A 23,985-nucleotide genomic window follows, 5' to 3' on the forward strand; every position below is an offset into this window, starting at 1 on the left:
TGCCACTGGGGTGGGCAGCGACCCACGCCGCTGCCGTCATTAATTAACCTGCCGTTTTAAAGGCATGAATCGGGTTTGCTAAGGTGCCAGCAAATTTGAGATTCTTCTCCCGATCGTCGAGATCGATCATTTGCTGGTTATTGGCCATTTGCAGGCGATTCAGACAGGTGCGAACAAAATCGGCTTTAAACAGGTCGAATTGGTTATATTTATCGGCCAGTGCCGGATGCTGAGCCTGATAGGCATAAATGCAGTCCGCGACTAATTTCCAGAATTGGCGTTCGGGCAGTCCCAGATCTTTTTGTAGAATTGGCGTGAGATAACGGAAGAAACAGTCAAAAATATCCAGGAAAATATAATTGATCTTCATATCGTCTTCGATAGTGACATGCAGATCTTTAATCTCCTCGGGCAGTGTTATATCGCCGTTAAGAATGGCAATTTCTTCTCCGATATCTTTCATTAACACATGTACCGGAACGTTATTCTCCAGAACCAACATCAGGTTTTCCCCGTGAGGCATAAAGACCAGATCGTAGGTGAAGAAGGCGTGCAATAACGGAGAAAGATAGGCATCCAGATAATGTGCAATCCATTTATCTGCGTCTAAACCAGAAGAATGAACTAATGCGGCCACGACCGAATGACCGGTATTATCCCGGTGCAAGAGAGAGGCCATGGTCATTAAACGCTGATGGCTGGCGAGTAAGGGGATTGGGCTTTCTCGCCATAGCGCTGAAAGCATTTTCTTATGCGGATTGTCTTTAATCAGCGCGGTTTCGAAATAATCATTGAAATAGCCCATTGCTGCGCGTTCCCGCAGGAGGGTAAATTTTTTCTGTTGAAAGAATGGATCTTGGGAAACCAACGTTGCCAGCCATTCATTCACTAGCGGCGTGGTGGCCATACTGTGCGGGGAAAGCCCGCGCATAAAGCCCATATTCAGAATCGACAGCGCCGTTTTAACGTAATTCTTTTGCGGATTAGCGATATTAAAAAATGTGCGAATTGACTGTTGGGCTAGGTAGCTATCCTGCCCTTGGCCCAGATAAACAATGTCATTGCGTGCTATATCGGCGGCAAAGCTAGTGGCAATTCTTTCGTACCATTGCCACGGATGTAATGGCATAAAGAAATAGTCGTTAGCGTTCAGGCCACGGGAGGTTAACTGACGGAGGAAATCTTCTGTCTGGTCATTCCCCAGTTCTTCCTGCATTAACTGCTGATAACTGAGACCAGTTAAACTGGCAAAAACGGTTTTATTTTGGTGTACCGCAATCCAGATAAGTTTGATCGAATGAGCACTTTCCGGCGCAAAGTGAGCATAATCTGCAATATCAAACCCAATGCGACCATTATTAGCAATAAAAACCGGATGCCCTTCGCTCATCGCTGTTTCTACACTTTGGTAGTCTGCCTGAGTTAACTGTGTCGAACTCAGATTATTATGGTGATATTTAAATGCGTGACCATAAAGAGTGCTGGAGATCTCATCTAAATAGACTGGCAGCATTTTTTCGGAAATACAAAGCAGGCTATTTAATTCAATGATAAGTTGTAACGCATCCAGTGGCTGCGGTTTACCCTCCACGGTTTTGGTTAATGTATCGGTTTCAATATCCAGATGATCTAGTTGGTAAGGGTAGGCACTGAAGCGATATTCTATTTTGTTGTGATTGGAACTAACGCTGTCGGGACAAAAACTATAGCGACAAAGGCCATTCGCCTGCGTTTCCAGACGGGTTGGTGCGATTAATTTCTCATGGCTAAGTTCACGCAGTATTTTCCCAACTAAATGGGTATTCGCTCGAGACCAGTTCTCGCCATTAAGATGTTGGATATAGTTATCATTGAATTTCCGCGTTGAAGCCATCTCTATAGTGTCCCTATTGAAGAGTAGAATTTCAGGGAATAATAAGCCCAGACATACCTGAGGGATTGATATCCATGCTCAAGGTGTTCCTATTTGTCATTTGGCTAACGTTAAGAGAAAACGATTATTATTCCGTTCAAAGCGGGATATATATAGCATTATAAATTTTTTGATGCAAATAATTATCATTTCGATATTGATAATTGCATTTGTCGGTTTTTAACTGACTATATCATTGAATATTATGTGTTTTATTTTATCAGGTTGTTACGTATCAAACTGACTTAAGAACTGTTTTAGCATGTTTCCAGTAAAATCTGACCAGCCGTTTTCCAGATATATATCCAGTTAAAATGTCATGATATTAGTTTTGCTTTTCCCTCTAAAATAATAAGGTTAATCGACGGGGAAGGAACCTGAAAATCAGAATTTAATGAATTCAAGATGGATTTATTATTGGTTTAATTTTGGTTTTGTTATCCGCTTTTATTACGGCGTTCTTTATTCATATGCCTATTTTTCATTTATTATAACTTTATTGCATGATAAGTGGTTTTGAGGCGTAATTATAATTGGTTAATTTTAATCCTAGGTCGACAATGAAATGGATACATGTCACCAATATTAATTCACTATGCCAATGATTATCTATGAAATGATTATATATACATCTATTTTTATAAAAATAATTCAATAATTATTACAATATAACTCCATGTTTTAATTAAATTTTTAAATTTTTTCCATAAAGGGATAAAAATAAATTCCAATATTCTTGCGTTTTATAATAACCGTCTATAATTAATTTTGTATAACTACTTAGGCAGTTATCAATCATCTTTTTATATTTTTTTAGTCATACTGCTGCATGATCGCGGCAGCTGGAAGCCTGTGTCTTTAATTTATTATTAGATTAATTCATTGGCTATATTCGGTTAAATTGCACTTAAGCCAAATTACTTGGAACTTTATCTATGAAAGCAAGTAGTAATAAAACTGTCGATCAGTTTGATGCTGCTGTAGCGCGTAATGGCTATAATGCGGTAAATGAGTTATTACAGTATCACGCGCGTGGTGATGACCTGATAAGAAATGGCAAACCGTCTTACTCTACTGAAGACGCGGGGTTACAGATTACCCGTACCGGGCAAACCTGGAATGGTAAAAATGTTTTTGATCAGCCAGTAAAGCTGACCTATTCATTTTTAAACAGTGTTAGCAAAATTCCGAGTGGCGATAAGGGTTTTGTCAAATTCAATCCTGCGCAAATCGAAACGGCTAAGTTGTCATTACAGTCGTGGGCGGATGCCGCCAATATTACTTTCACAGAAATCGCGTCCAGCCAGAAAGCCAATATTACTTTTGGTAATTATACGCTTTCCCACGACGGTTCTCCGGCCGATTCCCAGGCTTATGCGTATTTACCGGGTAGCGGGAGTCCGTCCGGTTCGACCTGGTATAACTACAATGTCGATAATATTCGTAGCCCAAATACCATGGAATACGGCCGCCAGACTATAACTCATGAGATTGGACATGCACTGGGGCTTAGCCATCCGGGTAATTATAATGCGGGTCAAGGTTATCCGTCTTATAAGGATGTAACCTACGCGGAAGACACTCGTCAGTTCAGTATTATGAGTTACTGGGGTGAGAAAAATACCGGTGGCGATAACAAAGGCCATTACGCCGCCGCACCTCTTTTAGATGATATTTCCGCGGTCCAACATTTGTACGGTGCAAATATGACGACCCGCGCCGGCGATACTATTTACGGTTTCAATTCAAACACCGATCGTGATTATTACACCGCGACCGATAGCAGCAAGGCGTTGATATTCTCCGTATGGGATGCCGATGGCAACGATACTTTCGACTTCTCCGGCTATAGCAATAATCAGCGTATTAATCTGAACGAAAAATCTTTCTCTGACGTGGGCGGGCTGAAAGGCAACGTATCTATTGCCGCAGGCGTAACCATCGAAAATGCCATTGGCGGTTCCGGTAATGATGTCATCGTGGGTAATGATGCGCGCAATACCTTAATAGGTGGCGATGGCGACGATGTGTTATTCGGCGGCGGCGGGGCGGACGTGCTGTGGGGTGGCGTGGGTAAAGATATTTTTGTCTTTGCTCAAGTAAGCGACTCCACACCGAAAGCTACCGACTGGATCATGGATTTCGAAAGAGGTATCGATAAGATCGATCTTTCGGCCTTTAATCTGGGTAAAAGCGGTGGCCTGCATTTTGTCGATAACTTCAGCGGTAAAGCAGGTGAAGCCATGCTGACTTATGACGCAGGAAGCAACGTAAGCGATTTAGCATTAAATATCGCTGGCGACCGGTCATTCGCAGATTTCCTAGTGAAGATTGTTGGGCAACCGGCTCAGGCGACAGATTTTATTGTTTGATAGCTTAGATTCTTGAAATAAAAACAACGTCTAATGATTTTTATTAGACGTTGTTAATGACTTAAATCAGAAACTCCGGAATAAGCTAATAGGATTTTTCTGGGAAAATAACGCGTAAATTTAATGGTTGTAATTAGGATTTATCTTTTTTAAATTCATGATGATTATTATTACTTGTTTTTAATAACGTAAAACATATAATCAAAACGCATTTTGATGATTAAACAAATTATCTTTATGTATTAATTAGTCTGAAAATAATTGTATATATGAAGTATGTTTTTATGTAATACCACTACAAAGGAGATGACATGGATTTGCATTTTTTACACGGGTAAATCTTACCCGTTAATGAGTGTAGATAGTCGCCGTGGTGGTGAGTTTATTTAATTACAAGGAACTTAACGTTGAAAACAATCAAGAAGACATCTGACGCTCAACTCGCCTCAAATAATCATATGGAAGGTTATAGTGATGTAATCAATCTATTCTTAGATTCTGTTCGTGGCGATGGCGTTACCACTACTAGCGGTAAAGTGAGTTATGCTTTGGATAAAGCCGTATTGCAGTTAAATCGCGGTGGATTAAGTTGGAATGGTAAAATGAATTTAGGGCAGGATGCCGATCTTAAATATTCATTTTTAGACCACAATTCCAAAATTCCTACTGGGATTAACGGATTCATTAAATTTAATCCGGAGCAGGTAATTCAAACTAAACTTGCACTCCAATCCTGGTCTGATGTTGCTAATGTCCATTTCACTGAAGTCGGTCCAACGGAGAAAGCCAATATTACATTGGGCAACTATTCGTTAACCTCTACTGGCCAGTTAGCGGGCGGTCAGGCATTTACCAGCACCAGTTATTACAGTGATGGCAAAATTGCAAACGCGGGTACCTGGTATAATTACAACGTGGATAATATTCGCGAGCCAGGCTCAATGGAATATGGTCGCTTAACATTGGCACATGAATTAGGCCATGCTCTGGGGCTGAGCCATCCAGCGGATTATAACGCGGGTCAAGGCAATACCTTTAAAGCTGATGCGGTTTACGGCGAAGATACTCGTCAGTTCAGTATTATGAGTTATTGGGATGAAACTCAATCTGGAGCGGATCATCAAGGGCACTACGGATTAACGCCATTGGTGGACGATATTGCAGCAATTCAACGTTTGTACGGGGCTAATATGAGCACGCGTACTGAAGATAATACTTACGGTTTTAACTCCAATACTCATCGTGACTCTTTCACTTTGGCGGATAGCAGCGATCAGAAAGTGTTCTCCGTTTGGGATGCGGGTGGCAACGACACCTTTGATTTCTCAGGCTATAGCGTTGATCAACGCATTAATCTGGAAGCGACGTCATTCTCTGACGTAGGCGGCCTGAAAGCTAACGTTTCCATTGCGGCGGGTGTCACTATCGAGAATGCGATTGGCGGTTCCGGTAATGACGTCATCATTGGTAATGAAGCCAATAATGAGTTGCGCGGCGGAGCGGGTAATGACGTGCTGTTTGGCGGCGAAGGTGCAGATAAAATGTGGGGCGGCAGCGGCAGCGATATCTTTGTTTACGGTCGCGCCACGGATTCGACACTGGCCAACCCTGACTGGATTATGGATTTTGAAGGCGGTATCGATAAAATCGATCTGTCGGGATTCCATGTTGGGACAGGTGGAATTCATTTTGTCGATTACTTCTCCGGTTCTGCGGGTGAAGCATTATTAACTTACAATCCTGACACTAATATCAGCGATTTGGCTGTGAATATCGGTGGTGCAGAAGCCATTCCTGATTTCCTGGTGAAAATTGTGGGTCAGCCAATGCAGGCGACTGACTTTATCGTCTGATAGAAAAAGTGAAATATAGCCAATGTCTGATTGATTAAATCAGGCGTTGGCTATGAATAAAAAATTAATGGCAGGTTTTGTCTGTGTTTTTTATGAGAATAAGATAAATCTATAAGTTATTGACTAATAATTTTTAGGAATATTTTTATTTATTATAAAGAAAATATTTTCCTTAATAAGATTTATGATTAAAAGATTTATCACGTAGGGTGGTTTTACGGCAGCGGTATAGTGATTTTAATTATTCATTAGTGGATACCCAGATCGCTAAAGCATTTTGTGTTAAAGGTGCTTGCAGCCGTACAGTTCGAAAAATCTGTGAACGGTGATGCTTTTGAATTGAGGGTCATGACAAAAGCATTGGTTTTATCTAACCAAACTATCCGGAATATACGTGATGAAGCAAAGTAAAAATAAAATAACAGAGCAGGGACAACATAATGAATATCAGTTGGGAAGTTTATACGCGCAGGGGCTAATGGCGGGTGCAACTGATCGAATAGGCACATCGTTAAAGCAGAATAAAGTGTCGTTTACTTCGGAAGAAGCCGCCGATGCCATTACACGAACAGGTCACAGTTGGAATGGCATGAAACAAATTGATCAATCGGCAGAGGTCAATTATTTATTTTTGAACCCTAGGTATGGCGCTAAAACGCCTGCGGGTGACTCTGGGTTGACGAAATTTAACTCAGCGCAGGTCACCGCGGCAAAACAGGCAATGCAAAGTTGGGCTGACGTAGCCAATGTGACATTTAATGAAACCAGCGCGGTTCATGATGCGAATATTCGTTTTGGTAATTATGAAATTTACTCCGGGCAAGACTCTAACCCTAGCTTTAAAACCGGATATGCATATTTCCCTTGGGGGCCATCGAGTCAGGTAGGAGTATGGATTAATAACAATCATCAAGGGAATCAACGTCCAGATTTATATCAATCAGGTCATCAGACCTTAAGCCATGAAATAGGTCATGCGCTTGGGTTAAGCCATCCAGGGCGCTATGACTCTCTAAAAGGTACGCCAAATTATGGTAATGCGGGTTATGCGGAAGACAGTAGGCAGTACAGCATAATGAGCTACTGGAGTGAGTGGAATACTGGCGCTGATTTTAAAGGTTTCTATCCAGTTGGTCCTCAAATAGATGATATCGCGGCAGCTCAGCGTCTTTATGGCGCAAATATGAACACACGAACTGAAGATACTGTCTATGGTTTCAACTCAAATACGAATCGAGACTCTCTGAGCTTAAACCATAGCAGTGATAAGAAGGTGTTCGCAGTTTGGGACGCGGGTGGTAATGATGCGTTTGATTTCTCTGGCTATTCAAACAATCAACGGATTAACTTGAACGAACAGTCATTTTCCGATGTCGGCGGTTTGGAAAAAAATGTGTCCATTGCGGCGGGCGCGGTGATCGAAAACGCGATTGGTGGTTCAGGGAATGACATTTTGATGGGTAATCATGTCAGTAACATCTTAAAAGGCAACGCCGGCAACGATGTTATTTATGGTGCAGGTGGGGGAGATCATCTGTTCGGCGGCGAAGGTCGCGATACCTTCTTTTATGGCAATATCCAGGATTCAACATCAGAGAACCCGGATACTATTTATGATTTCGTCAGCGGCATAGATAAAATTGACCTGAGAGGTTTGAATATTGCTGAAAATAGTGCGCGGCTGGTGAATGAGTTCAGCGGTAAAGCAGGAGAAGCGATACTGAGTTTTGATGAGACAACCGGAATGAACGAATTTGCGTTGAATCATTCGGGCGGCGGACTTTCATCTGATTTTACCTTGAAAATTATTGGCCAACCGATGAAGGCTGCTGATTTTCTCGTTTGATAGTTGATAATAAAATATTGCCGGCGTCTGATTGACTTAATTAGACGTCGGCGATAAAAAAGAGAATAGAAAGGCTATTTTATGTTTTCTCATTAATTTCTCTGGTTATGGCGCTCGAGTTAACATAATGTTTTCTCAATTGAAAGGGATTTAATTATGAAAAACATAAAGAATGAAATGAGTGAAGTGTCTTACAGCGTTGTCCACAAAATTTGTATCATTAATAAAAGCAGTATCGATTGTCTAGATGATGGGAATGTCAATAATAACGCAAGTGGATTATATGGCGGCAAAATATTTAATTCTCCCATGCCGAGCAAAGATATTTATGCCTACAAGGATATAAAAGATCAATCCTGTTATCGAATTGATTTTATGTGGTATTTTTAATTTTTCGTCGATAGATTGGATGTTTCAGGTATGACATCGCTCCATGGGGCGAGGTTAAATGTTGTGGATGACTTTAATTGTTTATCAACGACTGGTGATGCAATGCTGGAGTATGATTCAGCTAGCGATATAACCCATTTTCACATGGCGAATGTTAATAATGGCGTTATGGAAGATCATTTTGAAGTTTCCATTATTGGTAAGCTTGGCTTGGATACGGATTTTATTTTCTAAGTCGATCAACATCTGGAATAGCACATGTACGGATATTCCTATGCGCTATTAATACAGGAGCAGTTATGGTGAAGCGGTTATTACTTCAACCTTATCGAACATTTTTGTGTGCCACTTTGGCGTTATTAACCTCAATAAGTTCTGGAGAGATTATGGCAAGCAGCCAGGTATTACCTAAAGCCAGCGATTTAAGCGGTCAATGGCAAGTACAGTTAAATAAATCAGCAGAAAAAGCCTGCAGTATTGAATTGAAGTCCACGGCAATAAAACCCAATCTCACTTGGCATGCCAGCGGCGATGTTGCCTGCTTAGAACAATTGCTGGGCAGCGCGCCACAGGGTTGGCGGCCAACGCCGGATGGTATCACCCTGACGGATCAAACCGGTGGGGCTGTGGCATTTTTTGAGCGAACCCAAGACGGTTATGAAATGACGCTACCGGATGATGCGGGAGTAATGATATTACGCCGCGTACAGGATTAATTTTCGTTACGGATAATCTGATGACTTCACTTTTACCTAAGAGTGAAGTCAGAAAATAATTATCGCCCGCCAGAAAGCCGTTAAGGAAAGGTTATGGTTTCTCATCCAATTCGCAATTATGACCGGTTACGAGAGGCGCTGGGCGCATGTCGACGGAGTTTTTACGGCGTCGGCATTTTCAGCGCCATTATTAATATACTGATGTTGGCGCCCTCCCTGTATATGTTGCAGGTTTATGACCGGGTTCTGGCCTCCGGCAATGAAATGACATTGCTGATGCTAACGATCCTGATGGTTGGCTTATGTTTTTTTATGGGCGCGCTAGAGTGGGTACGCAGTTTGGTGGTAATTCGCCTCGGTACCCGATTAGATTTGCGATTGAATAAACAGGTATTTAACGCCGCTTTTGAACGTAATTTGCGGGATGGAGATTCTAAAGCTGGGCAGGCGCTGACGGATCTTACCCAATTACGCCAGTTTGTTACCGGTAATGCCCTGTTTGCCTTTTTTGATGCGCCATGGTTCCCTCTGTTCCTGGCGGTCGTATTTTTGCTGCATCCGTGGCTCGGCATGTTGGCATTAGGCGGCGCTGTCTTTCTGATTTTCCTCACTTGGCTCAACCAATACGTAACTCGCCGCCCTCTGGCAGAAGCGAATAAACTATCGATGCAAGCGACTCATCAGGCAAATACCCATTTACGCAATGCGGAAGTGATCGAAGCCATGGGAATGTTGGGAAATATGCGCAATCGGTGGTTGTCCCAACACTATGGATTTATTCGCCAGCAGAATCTTGCCAGTGAACGTTCAGCTGGCGTTAATGCTTTGTCGAAAAGTTCCCGCATAATCTTGCAATCACTGATGCTGGGGCTGGGGGCTTTGTTGGCGGTGAAAGGAGATATTACTGCTGGAATGATGATCGCCGGTTCCATTTTGGTGGGGCGAGTGCTGAGCCCAATCGATCAACTGATTGGCGTGTGGAAACAATGGGTTGCGGCTCGTCAAGCATGGCATCGGCTGCATTTGTTGCTCGATAATCACCCGCATCGCGAAGACGCAATGGCGCTGCCCGCGCCGACCGGTCATTTAAGCGTCGAGCATATCAGTTTCCGCCCGAATCATAACCAAGCGCCGCGTTTGCATAATATCCATTTCGCTTTACAGGCTGGAGAGACTCTGGGGATTCTTGGCGCTTCTGGCTCAGGTAAATCTACGTTAGCACGCCTGTTGGTGGCCGTACAGCCGCCGACGCAAGGCACGATCAGGCTGGATTCGGCAGATATGAATCAGTTGGATAAAGAAATTTCCGGGGTTTATATCGGCTATCTTCCTCAGGATATTCAACTGTTCAGTGGCACCTTGGCGGAGAATATCGCCAGATTTGGCGAACCAGACGCAGAAAAAGTGGTCGTCGCCGCTAAGCTGGCTGGCGTTCACGAACTGATACTTTCTTTGCCACAGGGCTATGACACGGTGCTTGGGGAAGGCGGCGCGGGCCTGTCGGGTGGGCAGCGTCAGCGTATTGCGCTGGCTCGTGCGGTTTATGGCGATCCTTGTCTGTTGGTGCTGGATGAACCCAATGCCAGTCTGGATATGGAAGGGGATCGCGCTTTGTTAATGGCGTTGGATGCCCTACAAAAGCGCGGCTGTACGCTAATTTTGATCACTCACCGACCGGCGTTAACGGCGCGGGCTCACAAGCTGTTGATTCTGAATCAAGGACAGCAGCAGCGGTTCGGTCCCGCAGGGGAAGTGATGGCGGAGTTGCAGCAGTTGAACGCGGCAAATCAACCTGCATTGAAACGCGAGCCGCAAACGGCGGGAATTCCGGGTTGAGTGACAATAAAAGAGAAACCAGGCATATGTCCGAAGACAATAAAAAAACGGAACTGGCATTTTTACGGGAAGTACAACATAGCGAGAATCGGGCGTTGTACTGGGGATGGGGGCTGGTCTTGGCCGGATTTGGCGGCTTTATGCTATGGGCGCTGTTAGCACCGCTGGATAAAGGCGTTCCGGTTACGGGCACCGTGGTAGTTTCCGGCAATCGTAAGGCCATTCAACATCCTGAAGGCGGTATCGTCGATCGTATTATGGTTCACGATGGCGATCGGGTTGAGGCCGGAGAGGTCTTAATCACCTTAAATGCTGTGCGGGCGCGTTCTGCCAGCGATGGGCTGACGTCTCAATATCATCAATTATTAGCCAATGAAGCGCGTCTTTTAGCCGAGCAAAAAGGCGAGTCACAGTTAGTTATAACGCCCCGTTTGCAGCAGAGCCGTGAGCAAAAAGGTATGGTGGAAATTCTGGCTTTGCAGCAGCAATTGCTGAACAGTCGGCAGCAGGCGTTGCAAATGGAAACTGATGCGCTGAACGCCAATATTGCCGGATTACAGGCTGCGATGGGTGCACAAAAGCAGGTGAGGAGTAATAAAAACAGTCAGCGGCAGGCGTTATCCCAGCAGCTGGACGGTTTGAAATCTTTGGCAGATGAAAACTATGTCCCGCGAAATAAAATGCTGGAAACCAAACAGCTTTATTCACAACTTAATGGCGAAATTGCGCAGATCGGCGGCGAAATCACCCGTGGAGAGCGTGAAATTCAGGAACAGGGATTGAGAATTAAGCAGCGCCAGCAAGAGTATCAAAAAGAAGTCAATACTCAGTTGGCGGAGGTGCAATCTACATTAACGGAAGTGGCTAGCCAGTTGGAAAAGGCAGATTTCGATTTAGCTAATGTCCAGATGCGCTCGCCGGTGGCCGGGACCGTGGTGGAAATGAAAGTCTTTACCGAAGGTGGCGTGATTGCTGCCGGTCAATCGCTGATGGAGATCGTGCCTGATAACCAGCCGCTGTTTGTCGATGCGCGAGTACCGGTGGAAATGGTGGATAAAATTCACCCTGGGCTGCCGGTGGAACTGCAATTTACCGCATTTAATCAGAGCACTACGCCAAAAGTAGAAGGTTCGGTGAAGCTGATATCTGCCGACAGAGTGTTGGATGAACGCACTCAGGAACCTTATTACAGTCTGCGGGTTGAGGTCAGTGATGCAGGGCGGCAAAAACTGGATGGTTTACAGATTAAGCCCGGAATGCCGGTTCAGGGTTTTGTTCGCACCGGTGAACGTTCGTTGATCAACTATCTGTTTAAACCTCTGATGGATCGCCTACATATGGCATTAACGGAAGAGTAGGGAGCGCAGGATGCCATTAACGTTACGAATCATTTTTCTCACCTTATTAGTATTACCGGGGAGGGGAAACGCATTGGGTCTGTTGGATGCGTGGGAACTGGCGGTGCGCCACGATCCGCAATATCAGGCTGCGGGTTATGAAAGAGACGCCGGTCAGGAAGAAGAGGCGTTGGGGCTGTCAGGACTACTGCCCACGGTGCAATACAGTTATGGCGCTAACAATAACTCTTCCACGGTAAGCCAGACGGATAACCGAAGCAGCAGCAAAGTGAAGCGCGATTATGATAGCTATGTCTCGATGTTATCTTTACGTCAGCCGCTGATTGATTACGGGGCGTACGCACGCTATCGGCAGGGGATCGCACGTAAACTCTTTGCCGATCAACGTTTTCGCGATAAAAGTCAGGAATTGATCGTGCGTTTGTATCGCGCTTATAGCAGTGCGCTATTGGCGCAGGAAAAGAAATCTCTGCTGGAGGCGCAGCTACGCGCGTATCAGGAGCAAATTCAGTTGAATCGCCGGTTGCTGGCTGCCGGGGAAGGCACTCAAACCGATATTGATGAAACCGCCGCGCGTTTGACTCTGACTCAGGTACAGCTAATCGAGCAGCAGGATGCGCTGGATAGTCAGCTAACCGAGTTGGAAAATATGATTGGCCGCTCGGTGGATCTGGCGGAGTTACGGCCACTTACGCTGGAAACTTTGCCGCAAAATATCAGCGATGGACGGACATTGGCTCAATGGCGAGATTTAGCCATGCGGCATAATGCACGCTTGGCTGGGCAGCGGAATAACCTGGATGCCAAACACTATGAAATAGAAAGTAGCCGGAGTGGACATTTACCGACGTTGCAATTAGTTGCTTCATCCCGGAATTCCCGCTCTGAATCGGAATATAACTACAATCAGAAATACGATACGCAAAGCGTCGGGCTGCAGTTAAATGTGCCTATTTATGCTGGCGGCAGCGTATCTAGCGCTACCCGACAGGCAACCGCGCACTATCAACAATCTCAGGCTGAATTAGATCAGGAAACCCGACAGGTATTGGCGGAGTTAAAGCGTCAGTTCAATTTAAGTAATAGCGGAGCAGCAAAAATCCGAGCCTGGCAAATGACAGTGGATTCGGCGCAGAAAGTTTTGATAGCAACGCGTCGTAGCGTGTTGGGGGGGGAACGAATTAATCTAGACGTGTTGCTGGCGGAACAGCAGTTATTCAATTCCAAACGGGATCTGGCCGAGGCCAAATACGGTTGGTTGCAGTCGTGGCTAGAGCTACGTTATAACGCCGGTACTTTGCAAGAGAACGATATTTTGCAATTGGCGGCCTGGTTTGAACCGGAAAAGCGCTAGCTGAACCGACAGCCTGTACAATAGGGAAGCGCGGCTTCCCTTTTTTACGTCCCTATTTTCCTATACAGAAATATTTTCACAAAGGCGTTTAGCCAGCACGCAACTTGTTCACCATATTCTTGCCCTCGATTTCATCCCCGTGGTTTAACCGTAGGTTTGTTAGAAAGGCCGTAAGCTGGATCAATGGTGTTAGACCGTATTCTGGTGGATAAAACTGATTTTTTAACCTGAATCAACATAATCAGCGTCTATTGTGGTGTATTATTCTGCCATCCCGATAGGTAGGGTTCTCCATCGGGCTTAACGTAGTCAGTTAATATGTCGATTGTCAGAGGAGAGGCGAGATGCACTCAGCGGCCGATTATATAACCTTGGGTTTGATTGTGCTTATTTTTGGTTTTTGCCTGTACGGTTTGTTTGGCGCACCAAAGCAAAAGTAACGATTATTCCTATTTCTCGCCCCACCCGTTCTGCGTGGGGCTATTTTCTTTATCGGTGTACTTTTCTACCATTCGTTATTATCTCTATCTCGTAAGATTATATTTAAAAATCATAATACTTCTTCATTTTCGTGCATGTAAATGCCCAGCTTTACTTGATTATTGTTAGGTTGAGTGAACTATCGCTAGCGTACTTTTGCAAAAAAAGCCATAGATTAAATTCGTCTAAATAACGCATTTATACTGATAAAACGATTTATCCACTGAAGTAGTAATGAAAGGGAATGGGCTATAGTTAACTTATTCTAATCAAAATGGTCTTTTAGCCGATGGGCAATGTAACGGCGGAAACGACGGGAATAAATACAACTATTCACCCTTGGTGGCTGCGGCTAACGCATTGGGTGAATGCGCTGGCTATTATTATCATGGTCACTAGCGGTTGGCGGATTTATAACGCCTCTCCACTGTTTAATTTTTCTTACCCGGATTGGATGACGCTAGGAGGATGGCTAGGTGGCGCGTTGCAATGGCATTTCGCAGCAATGTGGCTTATTTTCTTTAACGGCTTGTTTTATTTATTTATGAATACGATAACCGGAAGATTTAAAGGAAAATTCTGGCCGTTAAGCCTGTCTGCACTTTGGCAAGATATGCGAGCAGCGTTAACCGGTAAACTCAGCCATGCCGATTTGCGCCACTATAATATGGTGCAGCGTTTCCTTTATTTGGTGACCGTGCTGGCTTTAATTACTCTGGTGCTATCTGGTTTAGTCTTATGGAAGTCCGTTCAGTTTCCGTTATTGCGGGAATTACTCGGAGGCTACCCTACCGCTCGTTATATTCATTTCTTTGCTATGACCTACATCGTTTTCTTCACGCTGATTCACCTGATCATGGTGATATTGGTTCCCCGAACATTATTAGCCATGATTCGTGGGCGCTAGAGGCGACAAATATGAAACAGAAAATCAGGGTTAACCCTGCAGTGGATGGTGACGAAGTGGTAAAAGAAGTCACGCGAATTCTGGCCAAAGGGTTGGATTCAGCCAGCCGCAGGCGTTTTCTCAATCAAGGATTGACCTTGGGCGGTGCGATGCTACTGACCGGCTGTGATTTTGATAGCGACGCGCAGATCGATTCACAGTTAATGAGAATTTCTCGTTTCAACGATCGGGTACAAGGCTGGCTGTTTAATCCCAAAAATCTGGCTCCGGTCTATCCGGAATCTATGATTACTCGCCCGTTTCCTTTTAACGCCTATTACTCTCAGGATCAAATCCGTCAGGTTAATGGGGAAAGTTTCAGGCTCGAAATAAGCGGTCTGGTTGATAATAAACACCCGTGGTCATTACCTGAGTTATATGCAATGGCGCAGGTTACGCAGGTTACCCGGCATATTTGTGTTGAAGGTTGGAGTGCTATTGGCAAATGGGGCGGTATTCCTTTTTCCCATTTCTTGCGTCTGATCGGGGCTGATTTAAACGCTAAATACGTTGGTTTTAAGTGTGCAGATGATTATTACACCAGCATTGATATGCCTACAGCATTGCACCCGCAAACTCAACTGACATTAACTTATGATGGGAAAATCCTGCCTGCGGAATATGGATTTCCGATGAAGCTACGTATGCCCACTAAATTAGGCTACAAAAACCCGAAATATATTCAGTCCATTTTCGTTACGAATACATACCCCGGAGGCTTTTGGGAAGATCAGGGTTATAACTGGTTTGGTGGCAGCTAGTCTGCTCTCACCCTCACCCTCAGCCTCTACTACTTGACCTAAACCAAAAAAGGAATATGCGATGAAAAAGCCTATTATTCTAATGCTCTGTAGCTGTATTGCACTGGGAATGGGAGTTGCCCATGCCGAGGACACTATGAGCAACACGGCAAGTAAAGAAATGAGTATGAAAAAGGATGATATGCATAAGCAGGAGATGATGAAAAAGGACGATATGCATAAACAGGAAATGATGAAAAAGGATGATATGCATAAGAAGGAAATGATGAAAAAGGACGATATGCATAAGAAGGAAATGATGAAAAAGGACGATATGCATAAGCAAGAAATGATGAAGAAAGATAGTATGAAAAAACCCATGCCTGAGGGTGAAATGAAGAAAGAAGGTAGCTCTTACTGATGATTAACCGGCCAGAGAAGGTGTGGTCGGCATCCTGTCTGTGATTTAACGCATTAATTTGATGGGCTTTTTACTTGGTAATCAGCCCTAAAAACTCTCTTTTCAAGACCGCTTGAGGCGTAAGTTACTCGGCCAAAAACCGGGACGGGAGAACATCACCAGATTTCCGAGTAAAATCAGGATCAGACCAAGTACGGCATTGGCATGCCATTGATAACCTTCATAGAAGGTGGAGAGAGTGAGCGCTACAAGTGGAAATAGCAGAGTACTGTAAGCAGCAGCGTTGGCTCCAATACGCCCAACCAGACTGAAGTAAAGGGCAAAAGCGATAGCGGAGCCAAAAATAGCCAGATAAAACAAGGCGCCAAGATAGTGAGCGGAGAGTTCCAGAGTAAAACTACCGTGCTGTGCCCAGGCAATAACCCCCATCAGTATCGCCCCGTAGCTCATAGCATAGGTATTGGTCGACAGGACATCCAAACCGCGTCGTTGATGACGGCTGCTAATCATATTTCCCAAAGAGAAGCCGTAGGTACCCAGCAGGCTCAGGCCAATTCCTTTGAGTAATTCAGGCTGTAATTGTGTCGCCATAAGATCGTGCCAGAAAAGCGCTACAATCCCCGTCAGCCCTAATATGCTGGCTGGAATAAAGTTAGGGTTTAAACGTTGCCGGAAAAATATGAGTCCGTTCACTGCATTGAACAGCACCGCCATGGAGAAAATAACCGATTCCAGTCCGCTGCTAATATAAGCCGCCGCTTGATAAAAACAGTAAAAATTAAAACCGAAAACGCACATCCCCTGAATGACGCAAAATAGGTGATCCCGTAAGGCGATACGTCGTAATCGACGGCTAACCAATAGGATAATCAGCATGGTCAGAGTCGCGATGACAAAGCGATAAAAAATCGATTGGGTCACCGGCACGCTGCCCTGTTGCATAGTAATGGCAATCCAGGTCGTACCCCAAATCAGAACTACGGCGCTGTACAATAAAGCATTCATTGAATATCTCGTTCAGAAAATCATGAAAGAGATTATGATTCTTTCGCCCAATCTGTGCTTTCAGCCCTTTGCCAGCATTTGCATAATCTTGCGCATTTCTTAATAACTACGTAGTGAATCTCTGGTTTGCATCACGGTAACTCAGTAAACTGTGAATTCTGTCATATAAGGAGTTGTTGCGGTGAAATCCGAGAATTATCAGGCTTTCGATACCCTGAGAGGCCATAAGGCGCAGCTGCAAAATTCTGTGCGGCTCGGGTCTGGCATTCAGTTGGCAGCCTGGACCAACAGTCAGGATTGCGTCACCCTGGATAATCCGGATCACCATACTCTGAGTTTGTACGTGGCCGATGGCTATGAGTGTTATCACAAAACCGCCGGTGGCTGGAAAAACGGCGGTGGTCCGGATCGGTTTTGTATTATGCCGAAAGACAGTTATTCCAGCTGGGATGTGCGCACTAATCTGTCTTTCGTCCATTTATATTGCACAGACGATCATTTGCGTTCTTTGGCCGAGCAGATTTGGGACCGAAGTCCGGCGCAGCTACAGGTTGACGAGCGCGTATTTGCGGATGATATGCAAATTACTTTGTTATATCGGCAATTTTTACTCAGCTGTGATTGGCAAGATCGAGCCAATCAGTTGACCTTGAGCAGCGCCAGTACTTTATTGCTGACCCATATGTTGCGTCATTACACCCAATTGCAGTGGGCATTACCGCAGGTGAAAGGCGGTTTGGCTCCCAGCGTTTTAAAACGGGTTCAGGAATATATTGAAAGCCAATTGTCTCAGCCATTACTGCTGGCGGACCTGGCCAAATTGGCGGAGCTTAGTGAATTTCATTTTGCCCGAATGTTTAAGCAAAGCACCGGATTAGCTCCTCATCAATATGTCATGAAAGTGAGATTGGAGAGGGCGGCTTCATTACTGCGCCACGGCGATTTGCCGCTGACAGAAATAGCATTAGCCTGCGGTTTCAGCTCGGCCAGTCATTTTAGCCACCGTTTTAAAAGTGCCTTTGGCTATACCGCCTCTGCGCTTCGGCAAGAATCGCGCTGATAGTATTTAGCTGATAGTATTTAAATGCAGTTAAGCTTAAGCCGCGATAAGTTTTCTTGGCGAAAGAGTTTCGGCCGTCAAAATATGCAGAGTACGAATTTTGCCCACGATGGGCGATAGCGTTAAAAATAAGCCTATCTGACGTCAATTGATATACCTCAAAGTGTTCCTCTCTTTTCTTCAGCTTATTCATTGCAACTTTTTTGTGGCTATGCCGGAAACCGCATTTTTGCATGACCTTTCCCGAGGCCGGATTACGGCTGAGGTGACGGCCGTAAATAACAAATAATCCTAAGCGTTCAAAGGCAAATTGACACAGCGCCTTAGATGCTTCGCTACATATTCCTTGTCCCCACTATTCCGTACCGATCCAGTGCCCTATTTCGCCTTGATTCTGATGGATATCCATTAGGGAGATAGCACCTAACAGGCGGCCATTTTCAATGTCGCTAATAGCAAAAACGACCGTTTTCATTTGTTCCCAGGTTAGCGAATGGTCGGTAATCCATTCTTCGGCCAGTTCGACAGGATAGTGATGCGGAATAGTGGCGGTCATTTCGACGATGGCGGATTTCGAAGAACAAGATAGCGGGTAATGCAGATTTTCTGTCTAAAGAGCGGATACACTGAGTGCCACAATGATGATCAATGGGTGGGAAGGAAAAGTCAGTGGACAACGAAAAAATCAAACATTTGCAGGGCGTTAGTGAGAAAGCCAGAGCGGTGATGGAGCGTGAGAAGATCGATGCTCTGGTCGTCACCCTGTGCGATAACTTTTATTACCTCACCGGTTTTGCCAGTTTCTTTATGTATACCTTCCGCCATACCGGTGCGGCGGTGGCGGTATTATTTCGCGATCCCCACTTACCGTCACTGATCATCATGAATGAATTTGAAGCCGCTGGCGTAACTTTTGATATGCCTAATGTGGAGCTGAAAACCTTCCCGGTATGGGTAGACGTCGACGATCCCTTTAATCCAGAGCAATCGAATAAACGGCGAGAGCGCCCGATTGGCCCGCCGGTAACGGCCGTCTTCAATTTGTTAAAAGCGGCATTGTGTGATGCTGGCGTATTGGATAAAAAAATTGCCATCGAATTAAATGCGATGTCTCACGGTGGCAAAACTGTATTGGATCGCGTTGCGCCTGGGGTGCAGTGGGTAGATTCTACGCCGATTTTCAATGAAATCCGGGTGATTAAAAGTCCGTGGGAAATAGCCTATCTACGTAAAAGCGCAGAGATCACCGAATATGGCATTACGGAAGCCAGTAAACTAATTCGGCACGGCTGCACATCATCTGAGTTAACCGCAGCCTATAAAGCTGCCATTATGCAGCACCCAGAAACCAACCTTTCACGCTTTCATCTGATCAGCATCGGCGAGAATTTTGCACCTAAGCTAATAGCAGAAACCGCCGGGGCGCAGCATAGCGATCTGATTAAATTTGATTGTGGCGTGGACGTCGCCGGATATGGCGCTGATATTGCCCGAACCATGGTGCTTGGGCAAGCTACGCCGTTGGTTCAGCGAATTTACGACAGCATTCGTCTTGGACATGAACACATGCTGAGTATGGTCGCGCCCGGCGTCGCGTTAAAAGATGTATTTGATTCTACGATGGATGTTATCCGGAAATCAGGCTTGAAGCAGTACAACCGTGGTCATTTGGGGCATGGCGACGGAGTCTTCCTCGGTTTGGAAGAGGCGCCATTTGTCAGCACGCAGGCGACGGAAGTGTTCCAGCCCGGTATGGTTATGAGCCTGGAAACGCCTTACTACGGCCACGGAGTGGGCGCTATCATGCTCGAGGATATGATATTGGTCACTGAGACAGGCATTGAGTTCTTGAGCAAATTGCCGCGAGAACTGGTTTCCCTTCCGCTCTGATGGTCCTGGAAATCTGAGTAAGATTTCAGCATGAAAATAAGTGATACGAAGCTGGTAGGCGATGATGGCTGCCAGCATTTACGGCATCAGTCGGGTACAGGCAGGAGAAGAAAATGCGGTATATGAATATTATTCTTAAAAGAGTCTACGATGTTCATCCTCCTTATGATCCCGATACTTTTCTAATAGATCGTCTGTGGCCACGTGGAATAACTAAAGTTCGGCTGAACGGTGTTATCTGGCTTAAAGAGATCGCCCCAACGAATGAACTGCGGAAACAGTTTCATCAACAAGGTGATTGGCCGGCTTTTGTAAAAGATTACACGATGCAATTAAATAGCAATGCTGTTGTATGGCGTCCGTTGCTTGAAATAGCAAAGGAGAGACCACTGACTTTGCTCTACGGTAGCAAAGACGCGCAGCATAATCACGCTATCGTATTGAGAAACTATTTGCATGCTTATTGCGAATGATTTAATGAAAAGAGGGAGGAGATATAAACAGATAATTCGGGTTTGGAATGAGGAGGAATAAGGTTTGAATGATTGCTACCGTTGCCTACACATAATCCACTCTGCCTTTAATTAAAAGTTGAGAAAATTCTTATTCTAGCGTGATGGAGATAATTAGGTTTTTTCCTAGCTATTGTCATTAACTCAACAAAATTTAATGCTATGCGGCTATTGCTTGACCCTTCATTGAACATCCCCCCCATTAGACTCAATCAAAAAAATGACATCATTGATTAATATGAAAAATAGAACGCTAACCAATTCAATAGATTAGCCCTGAATAGGGCGGGCTATGGATGATAAAAGCACGTGTCTATAAAAAATCAATAAGCTTATTGGAATAAATGAATTTCCCTATCTTTTAATATAAATATTCTTTTCCGTAATTATATCTAGGTCAATAAACTACTTATTTCTAGGCGCGTTCTGCTTTATTTTGACATCTTGTTATGCAACTTGTTGAATTTTAAGTTTTTTTGTTGTTTTTTCAAATCTTCATTTTGTCTGCTTGGCGCGATATTTTGCGCTAAGGAATTGCGTAGATTTGGACTATTCAGTTGTTTATTGTGCTTTATGTGGCAAGAATGCAGGTGGATGGCCTTTAAATATCGGTTAAGTCAGGCTATTGACCTTACTTTTTGAATAAATTATCTTTGTAAGAAATCGACAGGCGTATTTTCTTTAAGATACTATAATTAACATCTTGCAATCTTTTCATCTCAGCTGAATCTCACCTTGTTTTTATTGGGATACGGATGTTGCTCGATAGTGCTGTTTTATCATTAAACAAAACGTTCGCTAAAGGGTTATAAAATGAGTAAAGCGATATTAACGCTGCTGCGTCCATTTCAAAGACCCAGAATGACTTTATTGGCATTATTTGTTTCAGGGCTAGCAGTTAATCCAGTTGTCGCAGATACACACTATGATTCATTAATTATTCAAGCAAGGGATGGCAATACCACGCCAATTCTAGATTTTCTACAAAAAGCGTCTTCTGCAGGAATGCTTAATAGCGGGCAGGTTGCCGACTGGCTACAAATTGCCGGTTGGGCAGGGCACGATAATGACGTTATTGCCATTTATCAACGTTATCAATCCAGTATGCAAATACCGGCCAGAGGATTGGCTGCGGTCGCGCGCGCCTATCGTAATCAAAAACGTTGGGATCAGGCGTTAGCACTTTGGCAGGCCAGCCTGAAAGCTGATCCTAATAACACCGAATTGATCAGTGCGATGATCATGACTCAGGCTGACGCCGGTCGTGATAAAGAGGCATTGCAAAAAGCCACCGAATTGGTGAAGAGAACGCCTTCTGCCCAGAGCTATCTGGCGCTGTCCTATTTGCACAGCGCGGCCAATCGTAACTACGCTGCACTGGAAGCGGCGACCAAGGCGATGGATTTTACACCGGTCTCCCCCGAAGTGATAAAGAATCATGTTGCCATGCTGCAAAAGAACCGTGTGGCGGCTCCCGCATTAAAAGTTGCGCAGGAAAATAGCAAACTATTCACTCCGGCGCAGATGCGGCAGCTTGAAAGAGACGCACTGGCGGAAAAAGTACGCCAGGCTAGCCTGCCGACACGCAGCGAACAACAGCGTTTTGATCTGGCCGATCAGGCGTTGGAACACTATCTGGCGCTGCTGATCGCGTGGCAGAACAACCCCGAAACCCAGACGGACTATCAACAGGCGCGTATTGACCGACTGGGGGCAATGTTGGCTCGCGCGCAAATGACCCGTCTGATTAACGATTATGAAGCGATGCAGCGTGAAGGTTATACCCTGCCAGGCTACGCGCAGCGCTGGGCGGCTAGCGCCTATATCGACCGTCGTCAGCCGGAAAAAGCGGCGGCCATTCTCAGCGACATGTACTTCAAAGACGGCAAAACCGTTGCGAAGAATATGGGACTGGAAGATATTGATGCCACTTATTACGCGTTGCTGGAGAGCGAGCAACTGGATAAAGCTCAGGCCTTTGCCAATGCGGTGAGCAATCAGGCACCTTATCAGCTGTTTATGTATAACCTGCCGGTCAGAACACCAAATGATGAATGGTTGGAGGGGCAGTTTTTGTTGGCCCAATCGGAAGTTAATTCTGATGAATTACCGGCGGCTGAACGTCGTTTAACCAAGCTGACCGGTACCGCGCCGGTCAATATGGATCTGAGAATTGCATTAGCCAAAGTGTATGCCACGCGCGGCTGGCCGCGTCGGGCAGAAAGAGAACTGAAGCAAGTTGAAAGCCTGGAGCCGAGCAGTATTACTCTTGAGGCGGCGCAGGCTGAAACCGCGCTGGAGTTGCAAGAATGGCGGCAGTTTGAATTACTGATTGACGATCTGGTTGCCCGCGTGCCGGAAAACGTCACAACTCAGGAGCTGGCTCGTCAACGTCAGATTCGCCATATGTCGGAGCTGCGCATTTCCGGCGGACGCACTTTGGCATCGGATAGTCCACTCAGCGGTAAAAACGATCAGGGCATTGAGGCGCTATTGTATAGCCCGCCCATTGATGAAAACTGGCGCGTATTTACCGGCGGTTCCTTTGATAATAGCCATTTCGAAGAAGGCCGTGGCATCAACCGGGTGCTACGTTTAGGGGCCGAATTTACTGCTCGCAATAACTGGGTAGAAGCTGAGGTCGCCAACCATAATTATGGTTATGGCAATAAGGTCGGCGGGCGCTTATCCGCTTGGCATGACTTCAATGACCATTGGCGCATCGGAGGTTCTGCGGAGAAACTGGCAAAAAACACGCCGCTTCGTGCCTTGAAAAATAACGTTAATTCGGACAGCGCAAACCTGTTTGTCCGTTGGAATGGCAGCGATCGTCAGGATGCACAGCTAAGCGTGACACCGTCACACTTCTCTGACGGTAACCATCGTTGGGAATACGCGTTCAACGGTCGCCAGCGGGTGTATACCGCGCCGTACTTGTCCGTCGATCTGAATCTGGATTTGTCCAGTAGCCAAAATACCAAAGAAGACACCTTGTATTACAACCCGAAAAGGGACTTCTCTGCCGTGCCGTCGCTAACTTTCGACCACATTATGTACCGTCGTTATAAAACCGTCTGGAGCCAACAGCTTCAGCTCGGAGCCGGGACGTATTGGGAAAAAAATTACGGAACCGGAGCCGTAACCTCCGTGGGTTATGGACAGCGCATTCAGTGGAATGACGTAGTGGATACCGGTGTTTCCGTAACCTGGGATAAGCGCCCGTACGATGGGAAACGGGAACGTGACGTCCAGCTATCTTTTGACATGAACTATCGCTTTTAAGGAATCCTCGCC

Annotated in this window: 18 protein-coding genes and 1 pseudogene; 16 read left to right on the forward strand and 3 right to left on the reverse strand. The window is 45.2% G+C overall.

Features of this window, described 5'->3' with window-relative positions:
• Positions 1–43: 43 nt before the first annotated feature.
• Positions 44–1,873 carry an IucA/IucC family protein gene (locus tag ACQ4OC_RS02200; protein WP_064513301.1) on the reverse strand — a complete coding sequence of 610 codons (1,830 nt, stop codon included), beginning with the start codon at positions 1,871–1,873 and terminating at the stop codon, positions 44–46.
• Positions 1,874–2,847: 974 nt separating this feature from the next.
• Here ACQ4OC_RS02200 and ACQ4OC_RS02205 point away from each other — a divergent pair.
• The 12 genes from ACQ4OC_RS02205 (at position 2,848) to ACQ4OC_RS02260 (ending at position 16,224) form a co-directional block, all read left to right on the forward strand.
• Positions 2,848–4,284, forward strand: coding sequence for a serralysin family metalloprotease (locus ACQ4OC_RS02205; protein ID WP_430970896.1), 1,437 nt, complete (start codon positions 2,848–2,850; stop codon positions 4,282–4,284).
• 458 nt (positions 4,285–4,742) lie between these two features.
• Complete coding sequence (locus ACQ4OC_RS02210; RefSeq protein WP_430970977.1) at positions 4,743–6,137, forward strand: serralysin family metalloprotease; 1,395 nt, start codon at positions 4,743–4,745, stop codon at positions 6,135–6,137.
• Between the two features lie 397 nt (positions 6,138–6,534).
• The gene (locus tag ACQ4OC_RS02215) at positions 6,535–7,983 is read left to right on the forward strand and encodes a serralysin family metalloprotease (RefSeq protein WP_064513307.1); all 1,449 of its coding nucleotides are present in this window, start codon (positions 6,535–6,537) and stop codon (positions 7,981–7,983) included.
• 156 nt (positions 7,984–8,139) lie between these two features.
• Positions 8,140–8,373 (forward strand): hypothetical protein, encoded by a 234-nt coding sequence (locus ACQ4OC_RS02220; protein ID WP_064513310.1) that lies wholly within the window; start codon positions 8,140–8,142, stop codon positions 8,371–8,373.
• A 15-nt stretch (positions 8,374–8,388) separates the two neighbouring features.
• The gene (locus ACQ4OC_RS02225; RefSeq protein WP_256966647.1) at positions 8,389–8,607 is read left to right on the forward strand and encodes a M10 family metallopeptidase C-terminal domain-containing protein; all 219 of its coding nucleotides are present in this window, start codon (positions 8,389–8,391) and stop codon (positions 8,605–8,607) included.
• Between the two features lie 152 nt (positions 8,608–8,759).
• A complete protein-coding gene (locus ACQ4OC_RS02230; RefSeq protein ID WP_064513311.1) occupies positions 8,760–9,089 on the forward strand; it encodes a protease inhibitor Inh/omp19 family protein in 330 nt (109 codons plus the stop codon).
• Positions 9,090–9,182: 93 nt separating this feature from the next.
• On the forward strand, positions 9,183–10,925 hold the full coding sequence (locus ACQ4OC_RS02235; protein WP_430970897.1) for a type I secretion system permease/ATPase: 1,743 nt from the start codon (positions 9,183–9,185) through the stop codon (positions 10,923–10,925).
• A gap of 26 nt (positions 10,926–10,951) precedes the next feature.
• On the forward strand, positions 10,952–12,283 hold the full coding sequence (locus ACQ4OC_RS02240; RefSeq protein ID WP_064513315.1) for an HlyD family type I secretion periplasmic adaptor subunit: 1,332 nt from the start codon (positions 10,952–10,954) through the stop codon (positions 12,281–12,283).
• 10 nt (positions 12,284–12,293) lie between these two features.
• Positions 12,294–13,637 carry a TolC family outer membrane protein gene (locus tag ACQ4OC_RS02245; protein ID WP_064513317.1) on the forward strand — a complete coding sequence of 448 codons (1,344 nt, stop codon included), beginning with the start codon at positions 12,294–12,296 and terminating at the stop codon, positions 13,635–13,637.
• A gap of 769 nt (positions 13,638–14,406) precedes the next feature.
• The gene (locus ACQ4OC_RS02250) at positions 14,407–15,024 is read left to right on the forward strand and encodes a cytochrome b/b6 domain-containing protein (RefSeq protein ID WP_064513319.1); all 618 of its coding nucleotides are present in this window, start codon (positions 14,407–14,409) and stop codon (positions 15,022–15,024) included.
• An 11-nt stretch (positions 15,025–15,035) separates the two neighbouring features.
• Entirely contained in the window at positions 15,036–15,824 is a 789-nt protein-coding gene (locus ACQ4OC_RS02255; RefSeq protein ID WP_064513321.1) for a molybdopterin-dependent oxidoreductase, read from the forward strand.
• Positions 15,825–15,885: 61 nt separating this feature from the next.
• On the forward strand, positions 15,886–16,224 hold the full coding sequence (locus tag ACQ4OC_RS02260) for a hypothetical protein (RefSeq protein WP_064513323.1): 339 nt from the start codon (positions 15,886–15,888) through the stop codon (positions 16,222–16,224).
• A gap of 102 nt (positions 16,225–16,326) precedes the next feature.
• Here the strand turns inward: ACQ4OC_RS02260 and ACQ4OC_RS02265 are convergent, their stop codons facing one another.
• Positions 16,327–17,229 carry a DMT family transporter gene (locus ACQ4OC_RS02265; protein ID WP_430970898.1) on the reverse strand — a complete coding sequence of 301 codons (903 nt, stop codon included), beginning with the start codon at positions 17,227–17,229 and terminating at the stop codon, positions 16,327–16,329.
• Between the two features lie 181 nt (positions 17,230–17,410).
• On the opposite strand from ACQ4OC_RS02265, the gene ACQ4OC_RS02270 reads away from it, so the two are divergent.
• Positions 17,411–18,289, forward strand: a complete 879-nt coding sequence (locus ACQ4OC_RS02270) for a helix-turn-helix domain-containing protein (RefSeq protein ID WP_064513327.1) — start codon at positions 17,411–17,413, stop codon at positions 18,287–18,289.
• On the opposite strand, the pseudogene ACQ4OC_RS02275 reads toward ACQ4OC_RS02270, so the two are convergent.
• Positions 18,237–18,845, reverse strand: a pseudogene (locus tag ACQ4OC_RS02275) (GNAT family N-acetyltransferase). The gene ACQ4OC_RS02270 and the pseudogene ACQ4OC_RS02275 overlap by 53 nt on opposite strands.
• A gap of 113 nt (positions 18,846–18,958) precedes the next feature.
• Between ACQ4OC_RS02275 and ACQ4OC_RS02280 the strand changes: the two are divergent.
• The 3 genes from ACQ4OC_RS02280 to pgaA all read left to right on the forward strand — a co-directional run bounded on the left by ACQ4OC_RS02280 (position 18,959) and on the right by pgaA (position 23,973).
• Positions 18,959–20,179, forward strand: coding sequence for a M24 family metallopeptidase (locus ACQ4OC_RS02280; RefSeq protein WP_430970899.1), 1,221 nt, complete (start codon positions 18,959–18,961; stop codon positions 20,177–20,179).
• A gap of 122 nt (positions 20,180–20,301) precedes the next feature.
• A complete protein-coding gene (locus tag ACQ4OC_RS02285; RefSeq protein WP_120806253.1) occupies positions 20,302–20,652 on the forward strand; it encodes a DUF488 domain-containing protein in 351 nt (116 codons plus the stop codon).
• 852 nt (positions 20,653–21,504) lie between these two features.
• Positions 21,505–23,973: a poly-beta-1,6 N-acetyl-D-glucosamine export porin PgaA gene (gene pgaA, locus ACQ4OC_RS02290; RefSeq protein ID WP_430970900.1), complete on the forward strand. Its 2,469-nt coding sequence runs from the start codon at positions 21,505–21,507 to the stop codon at positions 23,971–23,973.
• Positions 23,974–23,985: the final 12 nt, after the last annotated feature.

Origin of the sequence: Yersinia sp. J1, from assembly GCF_050586585.1 — a bacterium.
GTDB lineage: Bacteria > Pseudomonadota > Gammaproteobacteria > Enterobacterales > Enterobacteriaceae > Yersinia > Yersinia entomophaga.

Excerpts from the sequence above, each read along its gene's own strand:
- ACQ4OC_RS02265 (WP_430970898.1), bottom strand. The coding sequence starts at position 17,229 with ATGAATGCTTTATTGTACAGCGCCGTAGTTCTGATTTGGGGTACGACC.
- ACQ4OC_RS02200 (WP_064513301.1), bottom strand. The coding sequence starts at position 1,873 with ATGGCTTCAACGCGGAAATTCAATGATAACTATATCCAACATCTTAAT.
- pgaA (WP_430970900.1), top strand. The coding sequence starts at position 21,505 with ATGAGTAAAGCGATATTAACGCTGCTGCGTCCATTTCAAAGACCCAGA.
- ACQ4OC_RS02240 (WP_064513315.1), top strand. The coding sequence starts at position 10,952 with ATGTCCGAAGACAATAAAAAAACGGAACTGGCATTTTTACGGGAAGTA.
- ACQ4OC_RS02235 (WP_430970897.1), top strand. The coding sequence starts at position 9,183 with ATGGTTTCTCATCCAATTCGCAATTATGACCGGTTACGAGAGGCGCTG.
- ACQ4OC_RS02260 (WP_064513323.1), top strand. The coding sequence starts at position 15,886 with ATGAAAAAGCCTATTATTCTAATGCTCTGTAGCTGTATTGCACTGGGA.
- ACQ4OC_RS02210 (WP_430970977.1), top strand. The coding sequence starts at position 4,743 with ATGGAAGGTTATAGTGATGTAATCAATCTATTCTTAGATTCTGTTCGT.
- ACQ4OC_RS02220 (WP_064513310.1), top strand. The coding sequence starts at position 8,140 with ATGAAAAACATAAAGAATGAAATGAGTGAAGTGTCTTACAGCGTTGTC.
- ACQ4OC_RS02250 (WP_064513319.1), top strand. The coding sequence starts at position 14,407 with ATGGGCAATGTAACGGCGGAAACGACGGGAATAAATACAACTATTCAC.
- ACQ4OC_RS02230 (WP_064513311.1), top strand. The coding sequence starts at position 8,760 with ATGGCAAGCAGCCAGGTATTACCTAAAGCCAGCGATTTAAGCGGTCAA.
- ACQ4OC_RS02245 (WP_064513317.1), top strand. The coding sequence starts at position 12,294 with ATGCCATTAACGTTACGAATCATTTTTCTCACCTTATTAGTATTACCG.
- ACQ4OC_RS02215 (WP_064513307.1), top strand. The coding sequence starts at position 6,535 with ATGAAGCAAAGTAAAAATAAAATAACAGAGCAGGGACAACATAATGAA.
- ACQ4OC_RS02255 (WP_064513321.1), top strand. The coding sequence starts at position 15,036 with ATGAAACAGAAAATCAGGGTTAACCCTGCAGTGGATGGTGACGAAGTG.
- ACQ4OC_RS02285 (WP_120806253.1), top strand. The coding sequence starts at position 20,302 with ATGAATATTATTCTTAAAAGAGTCTACGATGTTCATCCTCCTTATGAT.
- ACQ4OC_RS02205 (WP_430970896.1), top strand. The coding sequence starts at position 2,848 with ATGAAAGCAAGTAGTAATAAAACTGTCGATCAGTTTGATGCTGCTGTA.